The following is a 19,862-nucleotide window of genomic DNA, read 5'->3' on the forward strand; positions in this document are numbered from 1 at the left end:
GTCACTCTCCTTCGAGTTCCTTCTTCAGATCGTGCAGCAGGGTGAGCCGCTGACGTTCGAACTTCCGCACCCAACGTTCGTAGACCTCGTGCAATGGCACCGGGTTGATGAAGTGCAGCTTTTCCCGACCGCGCCTGACCGTGCTCACCAGATTGGCCGCCTCCAGGATTTCGAGGTGCTGGGTGGCGGATTGCCGGGCCATTTCAAGGTTTTCGCAAAGCTGGCCAAGCGTCTGCCCGTTCTGTTCACACAGAAGGTCGAGCAGCCTCCTGCGTGTCGGGTCGCCCAGCGCTTTGAAAACCTTGTCAGTGTCCATAGGTCTCACTCGTCGGTGAGATCATAATATGCAGGTAAATACCTGCATGTCAAATCACGGCGCATGCCTGCTGACAAAGGACACCGTGCAGACCACGGCAGGCTCCAAACTCCGCTTGCAACAAAAAGGGCGCCACCGCGTGGTGGCGCCCTTTTCGTGCAAGGTCGTCGGGGGCTTACGCCTTGCGGTGGGTCGGGTAGCTCGTCGAGAAGATCTCCTCGACCGGCGGATGATTGAAGGTGCGCAGCGGATATTTGGCGATGACGCCGTCGAACTGCGCCTGCGCGCGCTTGCGGTATTCTCGGTCGTCGACACCCGGTATGACGCCGTTCTCCATGACGAAGCGACCGGCGATCATCACCGTCGAGACCGACCGGGCCGAGACGTTGAGCATCAGCGTCTGGATCGGGTCGATGGTCTGGCCCATGAACGGGTCGTCGAAATCGACGACGATCAGGTCGGCGGCGGAGCCGGCCTGCAGGCGGCCGAGGTCGGGGCGGTTGAGCGCGTCGGCGCCGCCGGTCGTGGCAGCGTCGTAATAGTCCTCGGAGCGGCAGCCGTCTGTGCCGCCTTCCTCGATGCGGCAGAGCATCATGCCGACCTGCATGTTGAGGAACATGTCCGGCGGATAGGTGTCTGTGCCGAGGCCGATGCGGATGCCCATGTCGCGATATTTGCGGAACGACTGCAGCGCGTTGCCATGGCGTGCGGAGACCAGCGGGCAATGGGCGATGGTGCCGCCGCCGTCGCGCAGGATCTCGAGATCCCTGCCCGGCCGGTCGATGCCATTGCGGCCGCTGACATGGGTGCCGTGCGGCAGGATGGCGCGCGGCGACAGGAAGCCGAGGCTTTCCAGCCATTCGGCCGGGCTCATGCCGCGCAGCTTGAGCACGCTCTGGTACTCGAACGGCGACTGGCAGCAATGCAGCCGGATCGGCACGTCGAGCGCCTCGGCCGCCGCTGCCGATGCCTTCAACAGCTCGGGCGTGCAGGTCTCGATGCGGTCGGGCGCCAGCATGGTGCGGATCAGGCCCTTGGCCTGGCCCTCGAACTTGCGGCAGAAATCGACGGCGTCGGCGAGGCCGTCGAGGCCGCGTTCCTCGTCGAAATGGAAATCGATGGTGCCGTCGCGGCGGACAAGTGAATTGCCGGAGCGATAGGCCGGGCCGAGATAGACGCGCAGCCCGAGGTCACGCGCGGCTTCGGCGGCGGCGCTGAACTCGCCGACGGTCTCGCCCCACTGGCGGTAGAACAGCGAGGCGATGGGCAGCGCCGTGGTGATGCCCGAGCGGATCAGCCGCGAGAAGGCGTAGCGCTTCTGGAACGCCAGTTCTTCCTCCGAGTACATCTCGAAGGGACCGCTTTCCATGTAGGTCTCGGGCCAGATGCGGCCCTTCCTGGCCGCCGGCTGGTTGTCGTAGCCGAGCACGGTGGTGTCGAGGTCGGAAAGCGCGTCGAGATCCACGAAGCCCGGGCCGATCAGCGCGTTGCCGTAGTCGATGCGGCGGGCGACCGGGCCCTCGTAGCCATGACCGACGAAGAGCACGCGGTCGCCGGAGACGACGACTTCGCCATTGGGGTAGAGGGCATGGCGGCCGCCGACATGGCCGACAACCCAGCGGGCGGTGAGGAGCAATGGTTCGGTCATTTCAAATTCTCATTCGACTGTGAACAGGGCCTGGCCGTCGCGGGCCACCGGCTTGCCGCGCTTGAGCACCAGCTTGCGTTTCGGACGGGCGGCGACCGCTTCCGGCACGGTCTCGGCATCGAGCAGCACGATGTCGGCGAAGGCGCCCTCGCGCAGGCCGTAATCGGCGATCTCCATGACGTCGGCGCCGCCCTGGGTGCAGATGTGGAGGGCGTATTCGACGTCGGCGTCGTTGCGGAAATTGTTGCGCAGGCCGATGAACAGCGCGCGCTCGAGCATGTCGAGATTGCCGTAGGGACCCCAGGTGTCGCGGATGCCGTCGGAGCCGGCGCAGAGGCGGACGCCGGCGCGGCGCAGCTCGGCGGCCAGCGGCACGGGACGCGAGGCGGGCGCCGTGGTGGCAATGGCGATATCCTGATGCGCCAGATGCTCGGTGAGCGCTGCGGCGCGGGCACGGTCGGTCATGCCGAGGCAGAAGGCGTGGCTGACGGTGACCTTGCCCTGCATGCCGAGCGCGCGGGTGCGCTCGATGATCATCTCCATCGAGAAGGCGCCGAGGTCGTCGGCCTCGTGGAGATGGATGTCGACCGGCTTGCCGTGCTTCTGGGCAAGGCCGAAAATGGCGTCGAGCTGGCCCTTGGGATCGCGGTCGATGCCGCAGGGATCGAGCCCGCCGACTACATCGGCGCCATTGGCGAGTGCCTCGTCCATCAGTTCGAGCGTGCCGGGGCGGATCATCAGGCCCGACTGCGGGAAGGCGACGATCTCGATGTCCATGACATCGCGGAAGCGCTCGCGCGTGGCGGCCACGCCGTCGAAGCACCACAGCTTCTGGTCGGTGTCGACGTCGACATGGCTGCGGATGGCCGTGGTGCCGTGTGAGGCGGCGAGCGCCACCTGGCGCGCCGACTGGCGGGCGGGATCGATGTTGAGTTCGCGGCGCAGGCGGCGCTCGGTGGAAATCTTGTCCTCGAGGGCGGGGCCGGCCTGGTGGACATGCCAGCCCATGCCCCACAGCGACTTGTCGAGATGGGCGTGCGCCTCGACGAGGCCGGGAATGGCGATGGCGCCGCCGCCGTCCTCGACCTCGGCGGTCGAGGCTTCGGCCTTGCCGATGCGGGCGATGCGGCCATCGCGGATGAGGATGTCGGTCAAGGCACCGCCGAAGGGCCGGACGTTCCTGAGGAGGAGTTCTTTCATTTCAGCACCGCTGCATTGTCGGATTTCGGTGGTGCCGGGCGCGGACGCCCGGCGCGGTCAGCCGGCGACCTTTTCCGGCTTCGGCGCGGCGTAGCCGGCGGCTTCCTCATGATGGAGAAGCTCGGCCGGGCGCTTGAGCACGAACTGGTTGTCGGCGGCGATGTAGTTGTCGGCGTGGAGCCGGGCGATCGGCTGGTAGACCTCCGGCCGGACATAGCGGCCGCGCTCGTCGAGGCACTCGTCGCGGACATACATCTGCACGACCTCGCCGATGACGATGGTGCGGCGGCCGTAATCGAGGATCTGCGACACCCGGCACTCCATGGCGCAGGGCGATTCCGCGATGCGGGGTGCCGCGACCTTGACCGAGGGCGTGCTGGTCAGGCCGGCGACCTCGATCTCGTCGACGTCGCTGGGGAAGTTGATGCCGGTGACGATCATCTCCTTGGCGATGGCCATGTCGACCATGTGGACGACGAACTCGCCGGAGCGCCTGATGTTGGCGACGGTGTCCTTGGCGGTGCCGTCGGGGCGCGTCTGCATGCCGAGGACGAGCAGCGGCGGCTCGTGCGAGAAGACGTTGAAGAAGCTCATCGGCGCGGCATTGTTGCAGCCGTGCTCGTCGATGGTGGTGACGAGCGCGATGGGCCGCGGCCCGACGAAGCTGCACAGCAGGCGGTAGCGGTCGTTCTCGGGCAGTTCGGCGAAATCGAAATCCATTTTTTCTCCCTCAGACCGCAGCCCGCAGCGGGTGGACGGCACTTGCCTGCGCCACGATCGGCTCGATAGCACGCCCTTCCTCGACCGCATGGCAAGAGGCGCGAACGCCGCCATCATACATGCGAAGCACCGGCGCCTCACTCCGGCAACGTTCGTTGGCGAGCGCGCAGCGCGGATGGAAGTGGCAACCCGGCGGCGGGTTGATCGGGTTTGGCACCTCGCCCGCGGCCGGCTGGCGGTCGCGCTTCGACATGCCGAGATCCGGAATCGTGTCGAGCAGCAGGCGGGTGTAGGGGTGCTGCGGATTGGCGAACAGCTCGGCCGCCGGCGAAACCTCGACGAGGCGGCCGAGATACATGACGCCGATCCAGTCGGACATGAAGTTGACCACGGCGAGGTCGTGGCTGATGAACAGGTAGGTCAGGCCAAGCTCGCGCTGCATCTCGCGCATCAGGTTGAGGATCTGGGCCTGGACGGAGACGTCGAGCGCCGATGTCGGCTCGTCGCAGACGAGGAACTCGGGCTTGGTGGAAATCGCCCGCGCGATCGAGATGCGCTGGCGCTGGCCGCCGGAGAATTCGTGCGGAAACTTGTCGCCGTCCCTGGCGTTCAGCCCGACGAATTCGAGCAGGCGGTCGACCTCGCGGCGTTCGTCCTGGCGCGAGGCGCACATGCCGTAGGTGCGCAGCGGCTCGGCGATGATGTCGGCCACGCGCCAGCGCGGGTTGAGGCTGGCATAGGGATCCTGGAAGATCATCTGCATGCGGCGGCGGATGTCCGCCGGCTGGCCGGCTGGCGCACGCGAGATGTCGGCGCCGTCGAACAGGATGGAACCGCCGGAGGGATTGGACAGGCCCATGATCAGGCGGGCGACCGTCGACTTGCCGCAGCCGGACTCGCCGACGAGGCTCAGCGTCTGGCCGCGCGGGATCTCGAGGTCGAGACCGTCGACGGCCTTGACCGTCTGCTGTTCGCCGCCTTCGAGCAGGCGGTTGAGGAAAGGCTTCGCCATGGCGAAGTGCTTCTTCAGGCCCTTGACCTGGAGCAGCGGCTGGCCGGTTCCGGCAATCGGTGCGGCGTTCATGGCGTCACCCCTTCATAGAGCAGGCAGGCGGCGGCACCGTCGGCCACCGGGCGCAGTTCGGGCCGGACGCGGTGGCATTCGGCGAAGACCTTGGGGCAGCGCGGATTGAAGGCGCAGCCGGTGGGGATGTCGGTCAGGCGCGGCATCGAGCCCTCGATCTGGATCAGCCGCTCGGGGCGCGGCCCGACGCGCGGGATCGAGCCCATCAGGCCGGCCGTATAGGGATGGCTCGGCTTCTGCAGCACATGCGCCACCGGGCCGATCTCGGCGAGACGGCCGGCATACATCACCGCGACCCGGTCGGCGGTCTCGGCGATGACGCCCATGTCGTGGGTGACGAGGATCGCGGCCGCGTTGCGCTCGCGGCAGACCCGCTTGAGCAGCGCGATGATCTGCGCCTGGACCGAGACGTCGAGTGCCGTGGTCGGCTCGTCGGCGATGATCAGCCGCGGCTCGGCGCAGAGCGCGAGCGCGATGACGACGCGCTGGCGCATGCCACCGGAGAACTGGTGCGGATACTGGTCGAAGCGCCTGTCGGGCGCCGGGATGCCGACCTCGGCGAGCCAGCCGATGGCGCGCTTCCTGGCTTCCGCCGCCGACATCGGCAGATGGGTGCGGATCGTCTCGACAAGCTGCTCGCCGACGGTGAACAGCGGATTGAGGCTGGTCAGCGGGTCCTGGAAGATCGCGCCGATGTGGCGGCCGCGGACCTTGCGCATCTCGTCGGGCGACAGGTTGTCGATGCGCTTGCCGTCGAGGCGGATCTGGCCGCCGCCGATGCGGCCGGGCGGTTCGAGCAGGCCGATGACGGCGGCGCCGGTCATCGACTTGCCGGCGCCGGATTCGCCGACGACGCCGAGGATCTCGCCCTGTTCGACGTTGAAGGAGACGTTGTCGACGGCGGTGAGCACGCCCTTGCGCGTGGGGAACTCGACTTTCAAATTTTCGACTTCAAGCAGGGCCATGGCCTTACCTCAGCTTCGGATTGAGGGCGTCGCGCAGCCAGTCGCCGATCAGGTTGACGGCGAGGACCAGCACGGCGAGCGTTGCCGACGGGAAGATCACCACCCACCAGATGCCGGAGAACAGGTACTCGTTGCCGACGCGGATGAGCGTGCCGAGCGAGGGCTGGGTCGCCGGCATGCCGACGCCGAGGAAGGACAGCGTCGCTTCCGTCAGCACCGCCATGCCGAGATTGATGGTGGCGATGACCAGCACCGGGCCGAGCACGTTGGGCAGGATGTGGGTGAGCATGATGCGCAGGCGGCCGACCCCGATGGTGCGGGCGGCCTGGACGTATTCGCGCTGGCGCTCAACCAGCGTCGAGCCGCGCACGGTGCGGGCGTATTGCACCCAGTTGGTGAGCCCGATGGCCAGCACGAGAACGAGGATGGCCGCGCTCTCGTGCTGGTTGGCGGGGAGGATGCCACGCATGACACCATTGATCAGCAGCGCGACCAGGATCGCCGGGAAGCTCAGCAGGACGTCGGCGACGCGCATGATGACGGCGTCGACGATGCCGCCGACGAAACCGCCGACCAGGCCGAGGAAGACGCCTAGCACGGCGGCGAGGATGACCGAGGCAAAGCCGACAAAGAGCGAGATGCGCAGGCCGTAGAGGATCGACGACAGAACGTCGCGCGCCTGGGTGTCGGTGCCGAGCCAGTAGGCCGGGTTGGCGCCCTCCATCCAGGCCGGCGGCAATTCGCTGTCGAGCAGGTTGAGATGGGCGATGTCGAACGGATCGTAGGGGGCGATGACCGGCGCGAAGATCGCGCCGAAGAACAGCAGCGCCAGCGCCATGGCGGCGATGACCGTCGTTTTCGAACGGCGGAAGCTGTAGAACAGGTCGCTGTCGGCGAAGCTGCGCAGACGCCCGGTGAAAGAGGTGTCACTCATGGTCATGGGTTCCCGTCAAGCGCCCTTCCCGGTGGCCCGGGTCGGATCGGTGCGAAGGCGCGGATCGATGACGTTGTAGAGAAGGTCGACGCTGGTGTTGATGATGACGAAGATCAGCGAGACCATGACGAGATAGGCCGCCATGACCGGCACGTCGGTGAAGTTGACGGCCTGGATGAACAGCGCGCCCATGCCCGGCCACTGGAACACCGTCTCGGTGATGATGGCGAAGGCGATGAGGCCGCCGAGCTGCAGGCCGAAGATGGTGACGACCGGGATCAGCGTGTTCTTGAGCGCATGGCGGAAGTGGATGGCACGGTTCTTGAGGCCGCGCGCCTTGGCGAACTTGATGTAGTCGGCGCGCAGCACCTCCAGCATCTCGGCGCGCACCAGCCGCATGATCAGCGTCAACTGGAACAGGCACAGCATGAAGGACGGCAGGATCAGCGCCTTGAGCCCGGAGGCGGTGAGGAAGCCCGTCGACCACCAGCCGACATCGACGACATCGCCGCGGCCGAAGGACGGCAGCCAGCCGAGCCAGACGGAGAAGACGAGGATCAGCAGGATGCCGGTGACGAAGGTGGGCAGGGAGATGCCGATCAGGGACAATATCTGCAGCCCCTGGCTGAGGACGCCGCGCGGCTTGAGCGCGGTGTAGATGCCGAGCGGTATGCCGAGCGCCAAAGACAGGATGGCGGCGACAAGGACGAGCTCTGCCGTAGCGGGGAAGCGCTCGGCGAGCAGCGCGCTGACAGGCCGGCTGTTGCGGTAGGAGATGCCGAAATCGCCGCTGGCGGCATTGGCGACGAAACGCCCGTACTGGATGACCAGCGGGTCGTCGAGGCGCAGGCGCTGACGCACCTCCTCGCGCTCGACCTGGGTGGCGTCCTGGCTGACGATGTTGTTCACAGGGTCGCCGAGGAACCGGAACATCAGGAAGGCGATGAACGCCACGGCCAGCATGACCATGACGGCCTGCAGCAGACGGCGGACAAGGAATACGAACATCGTCGCAGCTCCCTAGAGGGGTAGGCCCGCTTCGTGGCGGCGGGCTTGCCGGTAGCGAAAAGGCCCCTGCCCTCGCAGGACAGGGGCCCGGTTCGGGTTACTTGACCTTGGCGTACCAGAGGCGGAGCAGATCGTCGGCGGTCTGCACGACCTCGACATTGTCACGCACTGCCCAGGACAGCGGCTGCTGGTGCAGCGGCAGCCAGGCGACTTCCTGCTCGGTGATGCCGAAGGCCTCGACCATCATGGCGCGGCGCTTGGTCTCGTCGAGCTCGACGTCGATCTTCTTGACCAGCTCGTCGACCTTGGCGTTCTTGTAGCCGCCGGGATTCCAGGTGCCGAGCTTCTCCTCGGGCGAGTGCAGCATGGCCGACAGCACGGAGAAGCCGTCGAGCATCGGCAGCGTCGCCCAGCCGATCATGAACATGTCGGTCTGGCCTTCCTGCGCCTTCTTGAAGTGCAGGGTGCGGGCCTCGGTGACCAGCTTGGCCTTGAGGCCGACCTGAGCCAGCATCGCCGTCATGGCCTGGCAGACTTCCTCGTCATTGACGTAGGCGTCGTTCGGGCAGTTCATGTTGAACTGGAAGCCGTCGGGATAACCGGCCTCGGCCAGCAGGGCCTTGGAGGCTGCCGTGTCGTAGGGGAACCGCTCGTTGAGCTTGGCATCGAAGCCAGGCACTTCAGGCGCGATCTGCATGCCCGCATTGCGGGACTTGCCGCGCATGATCTTGTCGCGGACGAGATCCATGTTGATCGCCTGGTAGACGGCCTTGCGAACCCGCGCATCCTTGAACGGATTGCCCTCGACGTTGCCGTCGACCAGCTTATCGCGCATGTTGAAGTTCATCATGATCGAGCGCAGGCCGGGCGACTCCAGCACCTTGGTGCCGGGGTTGGATGCAATGCGCTTGGCATCCTGCAGCGGCGACGGCGTGATGATGTCGACCTCTCCGGAGAGCAGGGCCGCGACACGGGTGGCGTCGGAGGTGATCGGCGTGAAGGTGATCTTGGTCAGGTTGTGCTCGGGCTTGTCCCACCAGCCTTCGTTGACGACGAGAACGGTCTGGGCGTCGGGACGGCGGCTCTCGACCTTGAACGGGCCGGTGCCGTTGGCGTGGGTGGTGGTGTAGCCCTCCTCGCCGAGCTGGGCATCGACGGGGGCCACCGCATTGTTCTTCTCGAGCCAGCCGGCATCGAAGATGGCAATGTTGGTCAGGTAGTTGTTGAGCAGCGGCGTCGGGCCGGAGAGATGCAGGTCGACGGTGTAGTCGTCGATCTTCTCGACCGATTTCAGCGCCGGCAGGTTGCCCTTGATCGGCGACTTCTCGGCGGTGGCGCGCATCAGCGACACGACCACGTCGTCGGCGCCGAAATCCGCACCGTCCTGGAACTTGACGCCCTGGCGCAGCTTGTAGCGGATGACGTCAGGCTTGATCACTTCCCAGGAAAGCGCCAGCGCCGGCTCGATCTTCAGCTCCTTGTTGTAGCGCACCAGCGGCTCGTAGACGTGCTGCAGGAAATTGATCGAGAAGCTGTCTGTCATCGAGTGCGGGTCGAGCCCGTAAATGTCGCCGGCCGCGGCGTAGCGCAGTTCGGCGGCGCTCGCATTGCCCATCAGGCCAAGCTGGACCAAAGCCGCGGCGGTGGCCGCGAGCAGGAACTTCTTCATTGAACTCCTCCCGTTACAGAACCTATGGACCCGCGCCGTTTCGTTTGCAGGGCGCCTTTGGGCTCCATCCATTTCACGCTGACATCGTATCCAATTATTGTCAACAATCTATGTCGACAAATTTGTTGACTTCCTGTCTTTTTGAGATTGAATAGGTTGCGGGTCGCATGTTCGGACCCGGCGGGAGGAGGAGCGGATGGACATTGAAGCCGGCAAGCGACATGCCACCGATCAAGACATCTACGAGAAAATCTGGAATGCGATCGCCGAGCGGCAGATCGGCCCAGGCACGCGGCTGAAGGAAGAGCAGCTCGCCGACATCTTCAGTGCCAGCCGGGCGCGCATTCGACAGGTGCTGCAGAATCTGGCGCGCGACGGCCTGATCACATTGGTTCCAAATCGCGGCGCTTTTGTATCCAAACCATCGATCGAAGAGGCCCGCGATGTTTTCTTCGCCCGCCGCACCATCGAAGAGCGCCTGGTCGAGCGGCTGTGCGCGACGATCAATGCCGAGGGCATCGCGCGGCTGGGCCAGCATGTCGAGGCCGAGCGCAAGGCCCACCAGGGCGGCGATGTCGCCGGCGCGATCAGGCTGTCGGGCGCGTTCCACATGCTGATCGCCGAGCTGGCGCAGTCGCAGATCCTGGCCAGCCTGCTGCGCGACCTTGTCTCGCGGACATCGCTGATCATGGCGATGTACCAGCAGAAGGACGTGCTGAACTGCGGTCCCGACGAACATGCCGACATCGTTGCCAGCATCACCGCGCGCGATGCCAGGAAGGCGCTGGCCGTCATGCACCACCACCTCGCCCATATCGAAAACCAGCTCGACCTTGAAAGCGACCGCGTCACCGCGCGCGACCTGGAAGACATTCTCGGCCTTTGAGCCGCCGGCAACTCGGAAAGCAGACGACATGGCGCAGCCCGACATCCTCGTGCGCAACGCAACCATCGTGACCATCGACCGGGACCGCCGGGTGATCGAGGGCGGCTGGCTGGCCGTCACCGGCGACCGCATCAGCGCCATCGGCACCGCCGGCGATGCCGCGCCGACAGATGCCAGGGACAGCATCGACGGCACCGGCATGGTGGCGATGCCGGGGCTGATCGACAGCCACTCGCATGCCGGCCACGGGCTGGTGCGCAATGCCGGCGCCGGCGTCGACACCTGGTTCGAGGCCTGCGAGGAGATCTATGCGCGCGGCTCGACGCCCGCCTTCTGGCGTGCCGAAGCGCGGATGACCCAGCTCGAGCGGCTGCGCGGCGGCATCACCACGGCGATGACGCTGCTCGGCGGCGGCGCCGACATCTACCGCACCGACGACCCGGCCTTCGGCGACGCCCATAGCGGGGCGACCGCCGAATCCGGCCTGCGCACCTTCATGGCGGTCGGCCCGGGCCGGCCGCCCTTCCCGCGCAGCTATCGCCATTTTTCCGACGCCGGACAGGCGAAGGACGTGACGGTGTCGTTCGAGCGCCAGCTGGAGGTCAGCGAAATCCTGATCGACCGCTGGAACGACCTGCCTGGCCGCGGCACCGGCGTCTGCCTGGTGATGCCGGTCTATTATGCCGCCCAGGTGGCGGATGCCGACGCCCGCCGGCAAGTGGTCGAGATGGGCGAGGCAATCATGGATCTGCGCCGTCGCAAGAGCGTGCTGTTCACCCAGGACGGCCACCGCGACGGCTCGATCGCGCTGGCGCGCGATCTTGGCGTCCTCGGTGAGTTCGCACTGCTGGGCCACAGCGTCGACCTTACCGAGGACGATTTCGCCGCACTCAGGGAGACGGGCGCGTCGATCATCCACAACCCTTCCGCGATCATGTCGGTCTATGGCCGCTGCCCGGTGCCGGAGCTGATCGAGGCCGGGGTCAATGTCTGCCTCGGCTCGGACGCGGCTGCGCCCGACCGTGGCTACGACATGTTCCGCCACATGGCGCAGTGCATGCACTATCACCGCCGCCACTTCCGCGACCCGGCCTATCTGCCGCCCGGCAAGACGCTGGAGATGGCGACCATCGACGCGGCGAAGGCAATGGGACTGGAGAGCGAGCTCGGCTCGCTGGAAATCGGCAAGAAGGCCGACATCGTGCTGGTCGACATGCGCAAGCCGCATCTCTACCCGCCGGTCATGCCGGTGACGCGCATCGCCCATTTCGCCAATGCCGCCGATGTCGACACCGTCATCGTCAACGGCAAGGTGCTGATGCGCGGGCGCAGGACAGATCATCTCGACGCCGACGACATCCTCGCCGACGCGGCGGAACAGGCAGCGCTCGCCTTCGAGCGCGTCGGCCTGACGCACCTGCTCGAAGAGCCGCAGGAATTCTGGCGCAACGCACGGCAGCCGCTGCCGATCTGACCTCACCCGAGCAAGGGCCAGCGGCCGACGCTTTGTCGGTCGCCTCTTGTCAGACCTGTACCGTGCGGGAGATGAAACTCCGAACCCGGCCGATTAACAGGATTTCACGAAGTTCACGATTCATTTTTCTTCCCAGCAACAACGGCTTCACGCCGTGTCGATATCATCCGACTTGCACATGGGAGGATCCATCGATGACCATCGCGCAAATGAACTGGGGGCGGCTGACGTTTTCTCCTGAAGATCCACGACTGAAGGACTTCATGGACAGCCTGGACGAGGTCTACAGATTGGCAGAACGCCATCCAGGTTTTCTATGGAGAATACCCGACGAGGTCATAGCCCAAGAAATCCAGGCAAGCGGCTTCGACAATCGAATGTCTGCCACCGTTTCACTTTGGACGAGCTTGGACGCCCTTCACGACTACACCTACAACTCACTCCACGGCGTCTATCTCAAACGGACTTCCGAATGGTTCGAGAAGGTGGATGGACCGCAACTGGTCGTCTGGGATGTTGAGGACGGCAACATAAGGCCAAGCTTTCGAGAAGCTTGGGAACGCCTGCTTGCCCTTCGCGAGTCTGGCCCGTCAGCAAGAGGATATGGGTGGCGAACATAATGCAACGCCGACGGCTTCAGCTTGCGCCAAGCGCGCCAGCCCAAGTGCTACATTGCGTTGGAAATGAGAGTGCCGTCCGAAGCTTGGCTCGTTCCCTCAGCCAATCGGCCAGCGACAGCCGGAAATGCCGGCCCAACCTCGCATGGCTTCGGCTGCGCACATCGAGTTGACCACGGCTTCCCCGGTGGCTTCGGCGGCGGCGCGGAACAGGCGGTCGATGCGGTTTTCGTTGAGGGCAGACATGGCGACGAAATCGGCGCTCTCGTCGTGGTCGAGGGTCCGCGCGGTCGAGAAGCCGAGCGCGATGTCGCCTAGGCTCCGCGCAACTGATGCAGCGCTGCGTATTGCAGCAGCATGATGGTCTTGCCGTCGCAGATGCGACCGTCGGCGATCATGGCCAGCGCCTCGTCGATGCCGATCTCCAGCACCTCGATGTCCTCGCCCTCGCCCGCATGGCCGCCGCCGGCGGAGACGCGATCGGCCGGCTCGTACTCGCCGACGAAGAAATAGATCTTCTCGGTGACGGCGCCGGGGCTCATGAAGGCTTCGAAGACGCGGCGGACATGGTGGATGCGGAAGCCGGTTTCTTCCTCGACCTCGGCGCGAATGCGCTCCTCGGGTGCCGCGTCATCGAGCAGGCCGGCGGGCGTCTCGATCAGCATGTCGTCGTAGCCGGTGACGAAGGCGGGGTAACGGAACTGCCTTACCAGCACGACGGTGCGGCGCGCGGGATCATAAAGTAGGATGGTGGCGCCGTTGCCGCGATCGTAGGTCTCGCGGCTCTGGACCTGCCATTCGCCGTCGCCGCGGCGGCAAGCGAAGGTGGTCTTCTTGAGGACGTACCAGTCGTCGGAAAGGGTGGTGACGTCCTGGACACGGATGCGGTCGGCAATGCTCATCTGACACCTTCAATGCGGGCCACTCGGCCGGAGATTCGCGGGCGCCAGAATAGGCGGGGCCACGCCGGAGCGCGACCCCGCATGGTGAGCCTCAACGCACCGGAGGAGCGTACATCAGGCCGCCGGCGTTCCACTGGGCGTTGATGCCGCGATCGATCTTGAGGTCGCTCGACTGGCCGAGATTGCGCTCGAAGATCTCGCCGTAATTGCCGACCTTGGAGATGACGTTGTAGGCCCAGCGCGGGTCAAGGCCGAGTTGCTGGCCGCTGTCGCCTTCAGCGCCGAGGAAGCGCTTGACGGCCGGGTTGGCCGAGGTCAGGCCGGCTTCGGCATTGTCCCTGGTGATGCCGAGTTCTTCGGCCTCGATCAGCGCGAACAGCGTCCAGCGGACGATGCTGAACCACTTGTCGTCGCCCTGGCGCACGGCAGGGCCGAGCGGCTCCTTGGAGATGATCTCGGGCAGCACGGTGTAGGCGGCGGGGTCGGTGAGCTTGAGGCGCTGGGCGTAGAGTGCCGAGGCATCCGTGGTGTAGACGTCGCAGCGGCCGGTGTCGAAGGCCTTGATGATGCCGTCGGCGGAATCGATGACGACGGGTTCGTATTTCAGCTTGTTGGCAGAGAAATAGTCGGCGACGTTCTGCTCGGTCGTGGTGCCCTGCTCGGTGCAGACCGTGGCGCCGTCGAGCTTGAGCGCGCTGTCGACGCCGAGGTCCTTGCGGATCATGAAGCCCTGGCCGTCATAATAGGCGGTGCCGGCGAAACGCAGGCCGAGGCTCGCGTCGCGCGACAGCGTCCAGGTGGTCTGGCGCGACAACAGGTCGACGGCGCCCGACTGGACCGCGGTGAAACGCTCCTTGGTCGACAGCGGCACGTAGCTGACCTTGTCGGCATCGCCGAGGACGGCAGCCGCGACCGCGCGGCAGACGTCGATGTCGAAGCCCGACCACTTGCCGGCATCGTCGGGCGCCGAGAAGCCGGCGACGCCCTGGCTGACGCCGCAGGTAACGGTGCCGCGCTGCTTGACGATGTCGAGCGTGTCGGCCTTTGCCGGCGTGGCAAGTGCTGCCGTGCCGAGCAGAAGTGCTGAGATCAGATGTTTCATGGTTGCTCCTCCCTTGTTTTGAGGCAAAGCCTCTTCGTGCCGCCGGCGCCGGGCGCCGGAAGTCCTTGAAATTCGCCGTGTCGAATGCCGCCGCGCGACAGCCGCGCGGGTTTTCAGTTACACCCCGCCGGCCTCCACGGCAGCAAAGGTCTCGTCGAGAACGCCGACCAGATGATCGGCATCGCGCCTGGTGAAGATCATCGGCGGGCGCATCTTCAGCACGTTGTCGTGCGGGCCCTCGGTGCCGATCAGCACGCCGCGAGCGCGCGCCCCGTCATTGACCTTGCGGGCGAAGGCGGTGGCCGGCTCCCTGGTCCTGCGGTCGGTGACCAGCTCGATGCCGAGGAACAGGCCCATGCCCCTGACGTCGCCGATGACCTCGTAGCGCGTCTGCATGTCGCGAAAGCGCCCGACGAGATAGGCGCCGACATCGGCGGCGTTGTCGCGCAGGCGGTCGCGCTCGATGACGTCGAGCACGGCGAGGCCCGCAGCACAGGACACCGGGTTGCCACCGAAGGTGTTGAAATACTCCATGCCGTTGTTGAAGCGGTCGGCGATGTCGCGCGTGGTGACCAGCGCCGACATGGGGTGGCCGTTGCCGATGGGCTTGCCCATGGTGACTATGTCGGGGACGACGCCCTGCGTCTCAAAGGCCCACCAGTGGCTGCCAACACGGCCGAAGCCGACCTGCACCTCGTCGGCGATGCAGAAGCCGCCGGCGGCGCGGACCATGGCGTAGACTTCCTTCAGATAGCCCTCGGGGAGAAAGACCTGGCCGGCGACGCTGGGGATGGATTCGGCGATGAAGAAGGCCGGCGCGCGGCCTTGCTTGCGCATCGTTTCGATCTGCTCGGCGATGCTTTCGGCGAAGCGTTTTGCATGCTGCTCTGCCGGCCAGTCCGACGGCGCGCGGTAGCTGTCGGGAATGGTCGCCTCGAAGACATGCGCCGGCCGGCCCTTGCCGCCCTTGCGCTTGTATTTGTAGGGGCTCAGGTCGATCAGTTCCTGGGTGGTGCCGTGATAGGCCCAGTCGAGCACCAGCGCGTCGTTGCTGCCGGTCAAGGTGCGCGACATACGCAGCGCCAGGCTGTTGGCCTCGCTGCCCGAGCAGGCGAAAGAAGCGACCGACAGGCCCTCGGGCAAGGTCGCGGTCAGCCGCTCGGCATAGGTGACGATGGCGTCGTGCAGGTAGCGCGTGTTGGTGTTGAGCTTCGCCGCCTGGGTGGCGATGGCGTCGACGACATCGGGATGAGCGTGGCCGAGGTGGCAGACATTGTTGAAGCAGTCGAGAAAAGCACGGCCGCGGTCGTCGATCAGCCAGGCGCCCTCGCCGCGCACGAATTTGATCGGCTGCGAATAGGAGATCGACAGGTTGGGCAGAAGCGAGGTTTTCCGCGCAGCGACGATTTCGGGGCGGGAGCGGCCGGTCTGGCGGAAGGTCTCGGGCGGGATACCGGCCAGCGTCGCCGCATCCGGGAACAGCTCGGCCCAGACGTCGAGATAGCGCGCCTCGCCGACGCCGAGGATGTCGCGGGCAGCGAGATCCGGGTCGGTGGAGATCTGGAAATGCAGATGCGGCGCCCAGCCGCCGTTTTCGGCGGGCGCACCCATAGCACCGACGAGCGCGCCGGCTTCGAGCCTTTGTCCGGGCTTGAGGCGCGACATCGCTTCATGCGCCATGTGGCCCCACAGGGTGACGAAGGGCGGGCAGCCCTGGGGTGCGTGCTCAAGCGCGACCAGACAGCCATAGCCGAGCGGGTCGTCCTCAATCTCGACGCTTTTCACGGTTGCGGCGAGCGGGGTGTAGACCCTGCTACCAGCCGGCATGAACAGGTCGAGCCCGAGGTGGTGGACGCGGCGGGCACCCTCGACGAAGCGCGACCAGAAAATGTCGGAGGTATAGACGGTGCGCGCTTCACCCCACGGGCCGATGCCGAGCGCGATGTTGTTTTCCGCGCACCAGGCGTCCCACCAGGCGGTGGCCTTGTCGGGTTCACGGCCCGCCGAGGTAACCGTCATCGGATGGGCCGGATCGCCATAGGGCACCAGCGCCTTGGCGAGCGTCGCCGGATGGCGGTCAAGCACGGGCGCAAAGCTCTTGCGGTTGACCTCGATCCAGGCGGTGACGGCCTTCGCCCCAGGTGCCGCGTCGAAGCCGCAGGCATGGCGCAGGATGGCGGTGGCGAAGCGCCGGTTCATGGCATCGAGGCGACGAAGCAGGCGCCAGGCCGGGGCCTCCGAGATGGCGAGATAAGGATTGTCGCCGACCTGCGCCTTGCGCACCGCTGACAGCGAGACGGAGATGACGAGGCGCGCGACGATGAGATCGAACAGAAGGTCGACTTCCTCCTCGCGCAGCGGAAACTCGGCATGGAAGCCGGCTGCGAGTGCGGCGGCAGCGCCGATGGGGTCCTCGACGTCGAGGATGGAATAGGCGCAGGCCACCGCGACTTCGGCGATCAGAGGCGAATGGAGCGCGTCGCCGAAATCGATGATGCCGGCGATGCGGCCATGGTCGTTCTCGTCGACCAGCACGTTCCAGTCGTTGGCGTCGTTGTGGATGACCTGGGCGCGGAGCGACGGAAGCTTCGGTACAACCTCACGGTCGAAGCGTTCGAGGAACCGTTCGAGCAAAGCGCGGTCGGCATCGTGGGCGACATGGGCAAGGCGGTCACGAGCGGCGCCGGCCTGGCGGATGTCCCAGTCGAAGCTCCTGAGCGCGCCGGGATGGATGAAGCCCTGCAGGGCACGATCGAGCTTGCCGAGGGCACGGCCAAGATTTTCGAGCAGCGCCGGGGTCCGCGCAGCTTCGGCCAGCGGCAGGCCGGGCAGCCAGGAGACGAGGCGCAGCGCATGCCGGCCGCCGTTGGACGCCGATGCGTGGGCGAGCGCTTCGCCGCCGGCGGTCTTCTTCAGGCCCGGCACGGCGACATCGGCGCCCGAACGGGCGAGATGGTCGAGCAAGGCTGCCTGGAACTCGCTTTCATGGCGCGGTTCGGACGCGTTGACGATCTTGAAGATCCAGTCGCCCTCTGCCGACATCAGCCTGAAATTCTGGTCGCGCTCGCTGTCGAGCGGGGTGGCGACGCCGCCGACGCCGAAATGGCCGGCGGCGAGTGCCGCCGCTTCTTCGCGGGAGAATTGCGGTGCGGGGTGGTTTACGTCGGTCATCGGCAATCCAGGATTTCTGATGCCGGAGCTTGGCACGGGCTTAAAAATGAGGCATCCGGCAATGTGACGGTTGCACCGGCACTTCGCGTGCATTGACCGGCACATTCACGGCGACCGACGGAAGCGAACGATGAAGGAACTCGACGCCAAGGACAGGGACATTCTCGGCATCCTGACGAAGGAGGCCCGCATCCCGATGAAGGCGCTGGCGGCGCGCATCGGGCTGTCGCGAAGTGCCACCACCGAACGCGTGGCGATGCTGGAAAAGAGCGGCGTCATCCGCGGCTATCGCGCCGATATCGGCCAGATGGACCGCGGGCTGGTCTCGGCCTTCCTGATGGTGACGCTGGTCTCGACGCCATCGATGGGCGTGCTCGACCAGCTGGCGCGCTATTCGGAGGTGCGGCGGGTGTCGTCGGTCACCGGCCAGCTGGACCTGATCGTCGAGGTGGAGGTGCCGTCGATCGACAGGCTGAACACGCTGCGCGACATCATCGCCACGCATCAAAGCGTGCAAGACCTGACGACGCTGATCGTGCTGCGCCGGGACATCGAGCGGCTGGAATGAAGCGCCTGACGGAGCGTTTCCGCGAAAACGCTTCGTCTTCCTGTTCTTGCGCCATTCCCGACGGCATCGGTTTCAAGAATTGCCCCAGGGCTTGCCCCTGGCCATGAGTTCGATCGCCTTGACGTGCTCGGCCTCGTCGAGGCTGGCGAAGCCGAGGCGGAAGGCCTCGGACGGGTGCGCGGCATCGAGCGCGAAGCGAACGCCCGGCAGGATGGACAGCCCAAGGCCCCCGGCGCGCGCCGCCCAGGTCTCGGCGCTCAGCGGCCCGTGCAGTTGCAGCCAGATCGCCAGCCCGCCGGCCGGCAAGGCGAAAGATGCGACGTCGCCGAAACGTTCGGCCAGAAAGCCGGCCAGATGGTCGCGGCGCTGCTGGTAGATGCGGCGGGCCTTGCGGGCATGGCGGCGCAAGGCGCCGTCCGAGATCAGCCCCGCAATGGCGTTCTCCAGCGGCAGGTCGCCCTGTCGGTCGATGGCCTCGCGGCGGTCGGCCATGCGCTGAAGCAGGCCGCGCTCGGCGACGGCGTAGCCGACGCGGATGCCCGGCGCGAGCAGCTTGGACAGCGAGCCGATGTAGACGACGCGCTGGTCGGGCGTCGCCCGCGCCGCCATCGGCAGGACCGGCCTGCCGTCGAAGCGGTATTCGTGATCGTAGTCGTCCTCGATGATCGCCAGCCCGAAGCGGCGGGCAAGGTCGAGAAGGCGGAGCCGGCGCGCCGCGCCGAGCGTCACCGTCGTGGGATACTGGTGGTGCGGCGTGAGGTAGACGGCCTTCAGCCCCCGCTCCCGTTCGGCGAGGCGTTCGAGGGCGTCGATGTCGAGACCGCCGCCGTCGACCGGCACGCCGAGCACGCGGGCGCCGGCGGCGCGGAAGGCCGCCCAGGCGAGCGGATAGCCGGGTGTCTCGACGGCAATGGCCTGGCCCGGCGACAGCATCGCCGACGCCGCCAGGAACAGCGCCATCTGGCTGCCGCGGGTGACGAGGATGTCGTCGGGGGCGGCCGTCAGCCCGCGCTCTTCCTTGAGGTAGGCGGCGAGCGCCTCGCGCAGTTGCGGGCTGCCGCGCGGATCGCCATAGGCGCAGGCGGTCAGGAAGGACGGCCCGGCAAGGGCATTGCGAAAGGCCCTGGCGAACTCGGCCGCCGGCATGAGACGGGCATCGGGGGCGCCGTCCGACAGGTTCAGCATCGGCTTTCGCGCCGGGACGGCGGCGGGCGATGCTGCCGATGGTCGAGCGGGGCGCGCCGGCGCCATGCCGAAATCGGGCAGGTCGTGCGCGACGAAGGTGCCGCGCGATGGCTCGGTGGCGAGCCAGCCCTGCATGGTCAGCTCGTGATAGGCGGCATCGACCGTGTTGCGGTTGAGCCTGAGGTTCTTCGCCAGCGCCCGCGTGCCCGGCAAGGGATCGCCCGGCTTGAGCCTGCCGCGTTCGATCTCGGCGATGATCGCGGCAGCGAGGGCGAGAAAGACCGGCTGGCCCGTGTCAGGCCCGAGCTCGATCGCAATGTCCTTTCGCCCCGCCATCCGGCCTACCCATTTTCTTCAAACCGGACCTGTTGACTAGGCCGGACAAGGCCTATCGCATGAAGACGAGGTTGCTG

17 protein-coding genes and 1 pseudogene are annotated in these 19,862 nt (G+C 66.4%); 4 read left to right on the forward strand and 14 right to left on the reverse strand.

Annotation, left to right across the window (positions count from 1 at the left end; translation table 11 throughout):
• Position 1: 1 nt before the first annotated feature.
• The 9 genes from GGR00_RS07140 to GGR00_RS07180 all read right to left on the reverse strand — a co-directional run bounded on the left by GGR00_RS07140 (position 2) and on the right by GGR00_RS07180 (position 9,544).
• Positions 2-316 (reverse strand): ArsR/SmtB family transcription factor, encoded by a 315-nt coding sequence (locus GGR00_RS07140; RefSeq protein ID WP_184698793.1) that lies wholly within the window; start codon positions 314-316, stop codon positions 2-4.
• 175 nt (positions 317-491) lie between these two features.
• The gene (locus tag GGR00_RS07145; RefSeq protein WP_184698795.1) at positions 492-1,964 is read right to left on the reverse strand and encodes an amidohydrolase family protein; all 1,473 of its coding nucleotides are present in this window, start codon (positions 1,962-1,964) and stop codon (positions 492-494) included.
• Between the two features lie 9 nt (positions 1,965-1,973).
• A complete protein-coding gene (locus GGR00_RS07150) occupies positions 1,974-3,164 on the reverse strand; it encodes an amidohydrolase family protein (RefSeq protein ID WP_184698797.1) in 1,191 nt (396 codons plus the stop codon).
• Positions 3,165-3,221: 57 nt separating this feature from the next.
• Positions 3,222-3,884, reverse strand: a complete 663-nt coding sequence (locus GGR00_RS07155) for a flavin reductase family protein (RefSeq protein ID WP_055978190.1) — start codon at positions 3,882-3,884, stop codon at positions 3,222-3,224.
• A gap of 10 nt (positions 3,885-3,894) precedes the next feature.
• The gene (locus tag GGR00_RS07160; protein WP_184698800.1) at positions 3,895-4,968 is read right to left on the reverse strand and encodes an ABC transporter ATP-binding protein; all 1,074 of its coding nucleotides are present in this window, start codon (positions 4,966-4,968) and stop codon (positions 3,895-3,897) included.
• Positions 4,965-5,933, reverse strand: coding sequence for an ABC transporter ATP-binding protein (locus GGR00_RS07165; RefSeq protein ID WP_184698802.1), 969 nt, complete (start codon positions 5,931-5,933; stop codon positions 4,965-4,967). Before GGR00_RS07165 ends, GGR00_RS07160 begins: the two co-directional genes overlap by 4 nt.
• A 4-nt stretch (positions 5,934-5,937) precedes the next feature.
• On the reverse strand, positions 5,938-6,873 hold the full coding sequence (locus GGR00_RS07170; RefSeq protein WP_184698804.1) for an ABC transporter permease: 936 nt from the start codon (positions 6,871-6,873) through the stop codon (positions 5,938-5,940).
• A gap of 9 nt (positions 6,874-6,882) precedes the next feature.
• Positions 6,883-7,875, reverse strand: coding sequence for an ABC transporter permease (locus tag GGR00_RS07175; RefSeq protein ID WP_055978183.1), 993 nt, complete (start codon positions 7,873-7,875; stop codon positions 6,883-6,885).
• Between the two features lie 97 nt (positions 7,876-7,972).
• The gene (locus tag GGR00_RS07180; RefSeq protein ID WP_184698806.1) at positions 7,973-9,544 is read right to left on the reverse strand and encodes an ABC transporter substrate-binding protein; all 1,572 of its coding nucleotides are present in this window, start codon (positions 9,542-9,544) and stop codon (positions 7,973-7,975) included.
• 196 nt (positions 9,545-9,740) lie between these two features.
• Here GGR00_RS07180 and GGR00_RS07185 point away from each other — a divergent pair, with 196 nt between their 5' ends.
• The 3 genes from GGR00_RS07185 to GGR00_RS07195 all read left to right on the forward strand — a co-directional run bounded on the left by GGR00_RS07185 (position 9,741) and on the right by GGR00_RS07195 (position 12,524).
• Complete coding sequence (locus GGR00_RS07185) at positions 9,741-10,430, forward strand: GntR family transcriptional regulator (RefSeq protein WP_184698808.1); 690 nt, start codon at positions 9,741-9,743, stop codon at positions 10,428-10,430.
• A gap of 28 nt (positions 10,431-10,458) precedes the next feature.
• Positions 10,459-11,904 carry an amidohydrolase family protein gene (locus GGR00_RS07190; RefSeq protein WP_184698810.1) on the forward strand — a complete coding sequence of 482 codons (1,446 nt, stop codon included), beginning with the start codon at positions 10,459-10,461 and terminating at the stop codon, positions 11,902-11,904.
• 194 nt (positions 11,905-12,098) lie between these two features.
• Positions 12,099-12,524 (forward strand): DUF3291 domain-containing protein, encoded by a 426-nt coding sequence (locus GGR00_RS07195; RefSeq protein ID WP_184698812.1) that lies wholly within the window; start codon positions 12,099-12,101, stop codon positions 12,522-12,524.
• A gap of 97 nt (positions 12,525-12,621) precedes the next feature.
• On the opposite strand, the pseudogene GGR00_RS07200 reads toward GGR00_RS07195, so the two are convergent.
• From GGR00_RS07200 to GGR00_RS07215, 4 genes and pseudogenes are all read right to left on the reverse strand, one after another.
• Positions 12,622-12,839: pseudogene (locus GGR00_RS07200) on the reverse strand (P1 family peptidase); the annotation flags it as partial.
• On the reverse strand, positions 12,836-13,423 hold the full coding sequence (locus GGR00_RS07205; RefSeq protein WP_184698814.1) for an NUDIX domain-containing protein: 588 nt from the start codon (positions 13,421-13,423) through the stop codon (positions 12,836-12,838). The pseudogene GGR00_RS07200 and the gene GGR00_RS07205, both read right to left, overlap by 4 nt.
• A 91-nt stretch (positions 13,424-13,514) precedes the next feature.
• Positions 13,515-14,525 (reverse strand): amino acid ABC transporter substrate-binding protein, encoded by a 1,011-nt coding sequence (locus GGR00_RS07210; RefSeq protein WP_055978172.1) that lies wholly within the window; start codon positions 14,523-14,525, stop codon positions 13,515-13,517.
• Positions 14,526-14,642: 117 nt separating this feature from the next.
• Complete coding sequence (locus tag GGR00_RS07215; RefSeq protein ID WP_184698816.1) at positions 14,643-17,696, reverse strand: aminotransferase class III-fold pyridoxal phosphate-dependent enzyme; 3,054 nt, start codon at positions 17,694-17,696, stop codon at positions 14,643-14,645.
• A 130-nt stretch (positions 17,697-17,826) separates the two neighbouring features.
• On the opposite strand from GGR00_RS07215, the gene GGR00_RS07220 reads away from it, so the two are divergent.
• A complete protein-coding gene (locus tag GGR00_RS07220) occupies positions 17,827-18,264 on the forward strand; it encodes an Lrp/AsnC family transcriptional regulator (RefSeq protein WP_184698818.1) in 438 nt (145 codons plus the stop codon).
• Positions 18,265-18,336: 72 nt separating this feature from the next.
• On the opposite strand, the gene pdxR is transcribed toward GGR00_RS07220, so the two are convergent.
• The gene (pdxR, locus tag GGR00_RS07225; protein ID WP_184698820.1) at positions 18,337-19,785 is read right to left on the reverse strand and encodes a MocR-like pyridoxine biosynthesis transcription factor PdxR; all 1,449 of its coding nucleotides are present in this window, start codon (positions 19,783-19,785) and stop codon (positions 18,337-18,339) included.
• Positions 19,786-19,862: the final 77 nt, after the last annotated feature.

Source organism: Aminobacter aganoensis (assembly GCF_014206975.1).
Taxonomy (GTDB): domain Bacteria; phylum Pseudomonadota; class Alphaproteobacteria; order Rhizobiales; family Rhizobiaceae; genus Aminobacter; species Aminobacter aganoensis.